The 2,269-nt window shown below is 48.0% G+C and carries 4 protein-coding genes; 2 read left to right on the top strand and 2 right to left on the bottom strand.

Features of this window, described 5'->3' with window-relative positions:
• Positions 1-117: 117 nt before the first annotated feature.
• Positions 118-765, top strand: a complete 648-nt coding sequence (locus Q0605_RS02795) for a uracil-DNA glycosylase family protein (protein ID WP_298704036.1) — start codon at positions 118-120, stop codon at positions 763-765.
• Positions 762-905, top strand: a complete 144-nt coding sequence (locus tag Q0605_RS02790; protein ID WP_298704033.1) for a hypothetical protein — start codon at positions 762-764, stop codon at positions 903-905. Before Q0605_RS02795 ends, Q0605_RS02790 begins: the two co-directional genes overlap by 4 nt.
• Before the next feature lie 329 nt (positions 906-1,234).
• On the opposite strand, the gene Q0605_RS02785 is transcribed toward Q0605_RS02790, so the two are convergent.
• A complete protein-coding gene (locus tag Q0605_RS02785; RefSeq protein ID WP_298704030.1) occupies positions 1,235-1,630 on the bottom strand; it encodes a YbgC/FadM family acyl-CoA thioesterase in 396 nt (131 codons plus the stop codon).
• Entirely contained in the window at positions 1,620-2,144 is a 525-nt protein-coding gene (locus tag Q0605_RS02780) for a DUF4149 domain-containing protein (RefSeq protein ID WP_298704027.1), read from the bottom strand. The genes Q0605_RS02785 and Q0605_RS02780 overlap by 11 nt, the downstream gene beginning before the upstream one ends.
• Positions 2,145-2,269 lie beyond the last annotated feature (125 nt).

The following is a 2,269-nucleotide window of genomic DNA, read 5'->3' as shown; positions in this document are numbered from 1 at the left end:
AGCAGAGTTTGTCGGCGTTTTTGCGCGAGCAGGGCTTTAGAGCGGAATTTTACAAAGATTTGGCGCAGTTTGATCGCGGATTCGTCGCGCGAAATTTAAACAGATCGTAGGTGCGCCGTGCAAAGCTCGCAACTACGCAGACTGCTTTATTACAAAGCGTTCGGCTACCGCTACGTAGGCGCCGAAATTTTAAGCGGTGGCGCGCGATTTTTCAAGGCGCTGGACGCGCTAAAATCCGCTACCGCCGAGTGCAATCTCTGCGAGCTTGCTAAAACGCGCACGAGCTCTAGCGAGCAAAATTTTAAAACTATCAAAAATTTTAAAGCTCCCGCGAGCGTAAAACTTATGATCGTAGCTCTTGCGCCGGGCGTTAGCGAGGGTTTTGACGGCGGTTTGGAGGCTGAGGTAGCGGCAACGCTAGATCAAATTTGCGCGCCGGAAGAGATCTATTTTAGCTTTTTGATAAGGTGCGCGGTGCCGCAAAATAGGCGCATAAGCTCGGAAATAATTTTAAAATGCGCGCCGTATCTGACTGATGAAATCAAAATTTTAAAACCCAAAGTCGTGCTCTGCCTAGGGGAGCTCTGCTGTAAAATCGTGCTGCGAAACGGCGATCTAGCCGGCATGGACGCGCTGCACGGCTCGGTCTTTAACGAGGGCGGCATCAGCTTCGTGCCGAGCTTCGATCCCGCATTCATCGCGCAAAATCCGAGCAAGGCGGAGCTTTTCAAAGAGGATCTGCAAAGGATAAAAGAGCTGCTGTGAGGCGCATTTTGGTGCTTTCTTTGCGCGCTATTTTGATTTTGTGCGCAGCTTTTTGCGCGGACGCCGTGATTTTTATTGCGGCGAGCGAGCAGACGGGCGAATTTAACCTGCTTAAATTTCACGGACTAGCGGGATTTTAGCGGAGTAAAATACAGACTCGATCTGCGCGGGTTTAAATTTGAAGACGAGAAATTTCATAAAGCGGCAGAGTAGAGCAAAATTTAACGCCATTGCAAAATTATGATATTTCATTTTGCTTTCTATCTCGGGCGTGTGAGGGGTTTGCGTTGCGACATAGTGTTAAATTTAAACCCTAACGCCGAGCGAAATTCTATGTCGTAAAATTTTATCTAGCCTGCAAATTTTATTTCGCCTAAGAGCTCTGTATATCCTTAAATTTTACGCGGAAGGTCGGCCTGTGCTATGTTTGCGCCGCACGACTAGGTAAATTTGAACCCGCGAGATAAATTTATCTCAAAGATTTGAAAAATTCTAAAATTTCAACGCTAAATTTGATCGGCCTGCCGTTTTTTACGAAGGCGATTTTTACGTCCTGCACGTATAAAAGCTCGCTAAAATCGACGTTTTTAATATCTTTGATCTTGTAAATTTCTTGCCGCAAAAGGGCACTGGCGTTTTTAAGCACGGCTAGGCTCGTGCGAATTTCAAGCGTGTCTCCGAGGTGCGCGGGGCGGAGAAATTTAGCGAAAAGCTCGCTAACTACGAAGTGTGCGTCCGCGCGCGCGAAGTCCACTCCTGCTTGCATAAGCGCCTCGCTGCGCGCCCGCTCGCAAAATTTTATGTAGTTGGCGTGATACACGATGCCCTGCGCGTCGGTGTCTTCGTAGTAAATTCTAATCTTCATCCCGCGTGTCTTTCGCCGCTGCACCATTTCTCGCGGCTAGAGCGGGGAGGATTTTTGCGAAAAACAGCACCGTTTGAAACACGATGATGAGTTTCATGCACCACTCGCTGGCCGCGTGGATTTGGGCAAATTCTGGCGTCATCGTCGCTTCTGCGCCGATTTTTTGGGCGCTTATGACGTAGTCTGTAAAGTAAAGCACGAAAAGTAGGGCAAGTATGATATTTACGAGCGTCAGCATCAGGGTCGAAAGGCGCAAGCGAAAGGATTGGGATTTGTTGTTGTTGAAATTTATCATCTCAAAAACGAGGCAGATGATGGAAACTGCGATGAGGATGCCGCCGTATTTTACGAAGATCTCGCTCATTAGCTTGCCGCTTTGAAAGTGCGATAGCACGCCCTCTCCGATAATCTGCTGCGGGAAAAACACCACCGGCGCTACGAGTGCGCCGAGCGAGAGCTCGATGCCGATAAGGGCTGCGATGATGAAGATATAGATAGAAAAAATTGCGCGCATAAAGGTCCTTTTAAATTTTGATAAATTTTAAATCGGACGTGATTATAGCGAAATCTTATAATCGTGCGCTTAAGTTTTTTGCAAGCGGGTTTTACGGGCGAATGGGTGCGGTTGGCAGTCGCGGC

Source organism: uncultured Campylobacter sp., from assembly GCF_938017705.1.
Lineage (GTDB): Bacteria > Campylobacterota > Campylobacteria > Campylobacterales > Campylobacteraceae > Campylobacter_B.
The sequence above is the reverse complement of the archived record's forward strand: the minus strand, read 5'-3'. Positions and strand labels throughout refer to the sequence as shown.